General features: G+C 40.9%; 6 protein-coding genes. 1 reads left to right on the top strand and 5 read right to left on the bottom strand.

Going from position 1 to position 6,468, the window contains the following annotated elements; genetic code table 11:
* The 3 genes from F6K37_RS29450 to F6K37_RS29460 form a co-directional block, all read right to left on the bottom strand.
* Positions 1-1,546 (bottom strand): hypothetical protein (locus F6K37_RS29450; RefSeq protein ID WP_287254014.1); only part of this gene is annotated, 1,546 nt, incomplete at its 3' end.
* Positions 1,547-1,574: 28 nt separating this feature from the next.
* Positions 1,575-3,212: a hypothetical protein gene (locus F6K37_RS29455; RefSeq protein WP_287254016.1), complete on the bottom strand. Its 1,638-nt coding sequence runs from the start codon at positions 3,210-3,212 to the stop codon at positions 1,575-1,577.
* Positions 3,205-4,722, bottom strand: coding sequence for a CHAT domain-containing protein (locus F6K37_RS29460; protein ID WP_287254018.1), 1,518 nt, complete (start codon positions 4,720-4,722; stop codon positions 3,205-3,207). Before F6K37_RS29460 ends, F6K37_RS29455 begins: the two co-directional genes overlap by 8 nt.
* Before the next feature lie 26 nt (positions 4,723-4,748).
* On the opposite strand from F6K37_RS29460, the gene F6K37_RS29465 reads away from it, so the two are divergent.
* On the top strand, positions 4,749-4,901 hold the full coding sequence (locus F6K37_RS29465) for a hypothetical protein (protein WP_287254020.1): 153 nt from the start codon (positions 4,749-4,751) through the stop codon (positions 4,899-4,901).
* Between the two features lie 27 nt (positions 4,902-4,928).
* Here the strand turns inward: F6K37_RS29465 and F6K37_RS29470 are convergent, their stop codons facing one another.
* Entirely contained in the window at positions 4,929-5,834 is a 906-nt protein-coding gene (locus tag F6K37_RS29470) for a hypothetical protein (RefSeq protein ID WP_287254022.1), read from the bottom strand.
* A 55-nt stretch (positions 5,835-5,889) separates the two neighbouring features.
* On the bottom strand, positions 5,890-6,045 hold the full coding sequence (locus F6K37_RS29475; RefSeq protein ID WP_287254024.1) for a hypothetical protein: 156 nt from the start codon (positions 6,043-6,045) through the stop codon (positions 5,890-5,892).
* Positions 6,046-6,468 lie beyond the last annotated feature (423 nt).

Raw genomic sequence — 6,468 nt, forward strand, 5'->3', positions numbered from 1 at the left:
TGGATTTTCCTTTCTCATAAAGATCGACAAAAATTTCAGGATGGACTGACTCAAATTGCCCAGTACCGACTAACTTAATCTGCCGCTGGGCAAACCGAAATAGTCCCATTAATGGAGGAGAGAGTTGAGGTGCTTCATCGTTTCTGTAACGCCTATAAACTGTGGCAGTCACATCTGAAGCATGAGCAAGCAAACGAGCTGCAAATTCAACTTGACTCCAGTTGCCCTTGTCCTGTGCTAACTTTTGCAGCAGCCGAATAGCGACAAATGCACTGCCCATCAAACGGAGGAGTAGGGTTGGCTCATCTGCAGTCGGATATGGTTTGTACTTAGTTTTTAATCTAATCCAGGGGGACAAGAAAAGCCACTGATACTGATACTTTATAAAAAATCTATTTTTGGTTTCTACAGTTAAGGAAATACCCTCAAAACCTTGCAGATTCAAAAGAGATTCAAGTTGCCCTTTGACTTGTTTTTTGATATCCGTTATCGAACAACTTACGTTCAAATAGTTTGGCAACTTAGTTGGTGGATGCCAGAATTTTGCTAACTCATTAGCCGTTGTTGCTTCATCAATCCGTGCCGCCAGCTCCCATAGAGTGATTTGCCAGTAGAAAATCGGCAAACCCTCCGTTCGATTTGGTGTGTTCTGAATACCCACTCGACGGAATAAAGCATCTGGGTTGCCGTTGGAAGATTCTGCAATCAAATTACGCAACCCATTCAGTTTCAATGATTCTGAAATAATTTGCTGGCATAATTCTTGTGCTGTTTTAGAGTTCTGATTGCCAAACAATACAGTAGCATAGGTGTTTAAAAGATCTGGCTCAGCTTGTGCTGCCACAGATGCCTTTTGCCCAATCAAAGAACGTACCTTCTCCAGAGATTCAGTCGATGTTAGAGAAACAATCAATGCCGAAAGCCGAAATGCTAAACGACCAAATTTAGACTCCAGCGCCGCTTGCAGGAATGAAGGAATAGGTGATAAATTTTTATCTTGATCATTTAACTCTGATTCATCTTGATTATTTAACTCTGAAATAAGTTCATCAATGAATCCTTCATGATTCTCAATTTTATCCGCCAGAATTGCCAGTACAAAGGTTTCTGTGAAAAACGCTTTCAAATCCAGATAAGGTATGGACGTTAACTGCCGCTCTGGTAAGTTTTGGCTATCTTGAATAAGTTTACTAATAACTTTGATGATATCTTTGCTTGCATATAACTGATTGGACAATGCCAAGTTAATAACTTGGTGGACTGCTTCTTCTACTTGTTCGGATATGCCATCAGCTAAGTAATTAAAATATTGCCTAATCTTTGTTTTGAGAGTTTTCGGAAGATTTTCTCGATGCAGTGATTTGAGTACAGCAGGCAATGCATAAATTTGCATTCTGTCTTCTATGCACTGTAGTTCGTCGTAGGCTATATAGAGCAACTGATGATTAGTTTCTGGATTTTCTAAAGTTTCCAGAATTGATAAAAAGGCTTCTGTCTCTGACAAACTGGCGCTAACGCAACAACAAAAATACCATTCAGCAAGCATCAATAATACCTCTAGGACTGATCAACGTTCAAAGTGAGTAAGAATAAATCAAAGGGCGTTTACGGCGACAATCTAATACTTGGCGTTCTTTATCCTGCCTTTTTTTAATTTTTTGCCACTCCTGGGGTGTACATAACCCAAAAATGGCACGCTTTTTGGGGTCTAATAACAAAATTTTATAAATGCTACTTTTAGTAGGGGGACTGGCTGCTAGTAGCCAGCAAATGGCAGTAGGGACATAACTAACTGGAGCAGCTTTAAATTTTTCTATTGCTTTTTCGAGCTTGATATTTGCTCGAAGGGCAAATTCAAATTGTTTAGCATCATTTTGATACAAAAAATCATCTTCCTGTTCCTTTGTATTTTGACAAAAATTATTAAAGTCTTGAAGAGTGGGGTAACTCACAACTAGCTTATTAATAAGAGCTTTAAGACTACTATCAGGTTGATCATTGTATTTTCGTAAAAGCGCCAAAGTCAAGTTTTCTAATTTTAGATTTTTGGTCTGGTTAAAATCTGGATTGAGTATGCCATTTTGACAAAATAAGTTGAAATGAAATTTATCAAAATCAATGGCATTAACCCAAACATCCATTAGTATATCAGAGAGTAATTTAGCCTCAGATATAATAGTGAAGGCTCCACGAACTGCTTCCGGGCTTTGGCTCTCAGCATCGCCCTTAACCCATTCATCCATACACTGACTTAAATTTTCTTGTTGAGGGTGTAGCCGATAATCTAGATGCATTAACTCGATAGGAATTGGTCCGCAAACTTTTATCAGTTGACTTTTAATATCTTGAAGACTCTGAGTAATATCTTGAAGACTCTGAGGGATATTTTCATCAATGGAATACGTGATGTCGATAACAATTGCTACTGATTCCGACGAAGAAAAAAGCTCACCAAGCAGAGCTTCGCACCAATTTTTAATTTTCGGCAAGTAATCGTTAATTTCTTTATAGTTAATCTTGAATAAAAAACCAGGTATACTTAAAGGAGGAAAGTTCTTTTCCTTCAAGCTCTTAGCTGCTTCACCACTAAAATTGACTGCTACATCTAGAATATCAGACTTATTATAGGGAATACCATCGGACTTACTTAAATCAAGTTGAATCCATTCTCTTTTAGGAAGTGGAGAACATCCATTAGCTTTTAGTTGTTCTTCAGATAAAGCTTCAGATAGAACAAACTCAACGTTTCGCAAAGTTTCATAAATTTCATCTTGCTCAAAACCAGCTAAAATACCGATGAAGCTGCTACGCTGTAATCCCCAAATTGTCCCTATGTCGAGAGGCATTAGTCGGAAAACTCGGTTATCCACAAAATAGGCTGGTCTTGCTTTGGGTTGAGAAGGTCTATAGTTACCTAAACCTAATCTAGCTTCTAAATACCGTAGTTTTTGATGATTACAGAACGGTGACGATGATAATTGTTTGAGAATTGACCCAAGTATTTCTGTATTTCTACTTTGAACTAATCTATAAATTAAATCAACAATAAAATCATGTTCTGCTATCTCTACATTATTTTCTTCTGGTTTTAATTCGATTTGAATTAAAAATGTTCTCCGACTAGAGCTTGACCTGCACAAACCAGAGGATTCAATCCAATCCACCAATTTGTTTTGATCTTGTCTATTCAGTAACTCTTCCATATCAATCACAGTTTAGCTTGTCTTTGATAGAGTTTAATTCAGACTTAAAACCAGGAACGTTAGGAGCAATTATCTGACAAAGCTTACAGAGTACCACAAAGTTTTGAGTATTGTGCAGTTGAAAAACTAATTGCATTGCAAAATCACGAGGACTAGTATTTTCTATGAACTCTATATCAGATGGATCGAGTTGTATCGATATACATAACGCTCTTCGTGAATCTACTTTACTCACTCTACCACTTCTTTTAAGAATATCTGCTAACGTTTCAAGATCGGAATGATTCAACTCTTTTATTTCTTCTACTAAAACCGGGCTCTGAGACTCACTTGTTGAATTTTGGCCAGAACCTACAGTCTGGAACAAATAGCCATCTCGCACGCCCATGAAGATTACAGGTGTGGCAAAATCTCGCTTTCGATATTGCGTTGAATTCAGTGCAATCGTGCGCCGACCAACCTGTGCTGCTATATCCACTGGAGCGGCTTGTGCTAATTGTTGATAAAATCGACAGGCAAAACGACTGGCTGTAATGTTAGAGACTGCGTACTGCATTGCCAAAACCACTGGAATATTTTGCTGTACCACCATGGAAGCTAAACCAACGAAAGCCTGTGATTCAGAAAGCATTCCCCCTTCGCAAGCTTGTAACAAAACAATTCCAGGTCGATGTTGGTTAAATAGTTCGCTGAAGTAATCTGCCTCAACCCACATGGCTTCGCCGAAGTCATCTACAAGGGCAAGTTGCCCAACTTCCCGGTTTTCTTCATTCTTAAAACGACCATGCCCGATAAAGTGAAAAATATGCGGCTCTTTAGCCAAAATAGCATCAATAGCTTCAGGATTAGCTGGATTAACAGTGGGTAATAGCTCAATTCGATCTGCTTGTTTTTGGGCTAGTTTTTCTAACTCGTTTTGTACTTTTTCATAAACAACTGGCGACCCCTCTTGAGGTGCAGAGACAACTAAGGCAATCCGCAACTTTTCATTTTCTTCTAACTGAATCGACCGAGGAGGCTGCCACTGAGAACTACGACGATAAAAAATAAGATTAGGTGCTGTTCCCAACCAAATCGTTCCTGAATTCGCACGTTGGGGCAAACATATAAATTCCCAAGGCAATGCTGCGATGTCTGGCAGACTTTGTGCGTCAATTTCCAGCTCGACCCGTAGCAGCCGATCGTCCTGATGAACAACGCGATTGTAAAAGTCAACAAAATCCTGACGAAGTACATCATCAAACAAGACATCAAACAACGCTTCTCCCAGCACTCTCACCTTACCGGAATCGTTTAACTCATCATTCTGGGCAGATTTCAGTAATGCCTTGACCTCTTCAGGGAATTCATCTAAAAGGCGAAGTTCTCCAAAAGGGCGACCTAGAGATTGATTTTGAGGATCCCACTTTTCAACTTGTACGCGATCGCGATTCGCCACACGGATGTGATAGGTGTGGTAGGCCGCTGATTCAGGGTAAACGCATCTTCTTTTGGAATGCCTACTAGATATCAGATTCATAAGATAAGTATTTTTGCTGATGAATTTTGAAATCTTTGTTAGGTGCGCTTGACCTTGGCGAATTGAATTTGCCACGGGTCGGACCTCAAGATGCAGTTGCTCATGGGGGGAACCCCAAGACCGCACTGCCTCCCCAAGACCGCACTGCATCGCTTCTGAGTAAGACTTCTAGAATGTAGATGCGTTTGCCCTGATTGCTGACTCCTTCAAGTTTTGGGAAGAGCTAAAGACCATTCCTCAGATATCCCACGAGCCAACTGACGGGCTGCTTTGTCTTTCTGTTGTAACAAATTTTTGAAGCGATCATCTAGTTCGCCAAACACGTCACCCAGATTGGCAGTGAACCAATTCATATTTGCTTCTGCCCAAGCAATCCCCCGCAACTTGATAGACTCTGTTCCTTGAGGAACCTTAAACACCGTAGCAAATTCAACGGTTGTCTTCTTTAGCATCTCTGCATCCTGGATGTACCAGTCACAGGTAGAACCGCCTTCACCCACAGCAGTTATTTCCGAGCGACCCGCCTCATAAGTGAATTCTGGTACAACAATTAATCCCTTCAGCTTATTTTTACTAGCAATATTTGCCTTCCAGTTTCCATAAAGATTGGCAAGTTCAGTCTCTTGAGTCGCATCAACCCCGACACTCCAATTCAGGTTTTCATTAAGACCCAAGCTCATTCCCACGCCCCATTCCATCACAGTTCGCCATTCGCTTTGGGGGAAAATGGCCTGGACAATGGGTTCGCTCTTTCCTTTAGGACTAAAGTCTAACTGGCAGGACAACCACCTAAATTGTGCTCCAGGTTGGGGACGCAGATTTACAGTGACGCTCATATAGTAAAAGTCATATTCCCCACGCATCTGTTTCCGGTAAATCGGAGTTAATTCAACCCCAGCTTCTTTGAAGGCTTCTTCCGTCAGGAATATCAACTTATTCCTAGGGTTGCCAAAGCTGATCTCGCTTTGCCGCAGACGCTGGACTGCGGTGGCACCTACAGGTAGCTTGATACCACCAGCCAGCTGGCTTTCCCACTTGTTGACCTCTTCAAATAGTTCGCTCAGAAGAATATTGGCTGCTTCTAAATCAGGTGGAGAAATTCTTTTGGACATTTACTTGACTTTGCGCATGGGGGAAAATGCTTTCTCAACCTAACTTTAGCAAAGTTTACACAACTGGCAACTGAGGAGCAACAGTATTTTCTCCCTGTCCTGGAAACATAAACGCCACCGGCTGAAACTTGGGCTCTTGGCCGTTTATCAATAGTTGTTTGGGTAATTGTTTCGGTAGTTGTTGGGGTTGGCGAGTACTCGGTTCTAACACATCCCTGATTTCCCAGCGTTGCTTAATAATGGAATGATTTTAAAAGTGAGGTAGAATAGGCATCTTGCCTGTTCGGCGATCTTTTGGGGCGGGCAGGATGCCCACTAATCTCCTATTCATTCAAAGATTCAGCAACACTGATTACCCGGTTGCTGATTGGCTTACGTACGGGAGCTATTACTTGCGGGAGCCATGATTGCTCAGATGTAACAGCAAACGTTAACTAATATAGCCAACTTTACTTGCTCAAGTAAGCCACTATAGGTTTTTTTAATAATTTCTGCAAGACTTAGTCTAATTTAATCAAAGGTCGTTTAAATGGGCGACAGGGTAATCTCGCAGTATTAAATTCGACCGTTTCTGGGATGCCCATGCTACGCTAACGAGGTTTATTTTAAGCTGACAGCTGACGCTATATCTTCA

This window comes from Moorena sp. SIO4E2 (genome assembly GCF_010671945.1).
Lineage (GTDB): Bacteria > Cyanobacteriota > Cyanobacteriia > Cyanobacteriales > Coleofasciculaceae > Moorena > Moorena producens.

Coding starts and splice junctions, on each gene's coding strand:
- F6K37_RS29470 (WP_287254022.1), bottom strand. CDS start 5,834: ATGTCCAAAAGAATTTCTCCACCTGATTTAGAAGCAGCCAATATTCTT.
- F6K37_RS29460 (WP_287254018.1), bottom strand. CDS start 4,722: ATGAATCTGATATCTAGTAGGCATTCCAAAAGAAGATGCGTTTACCCT.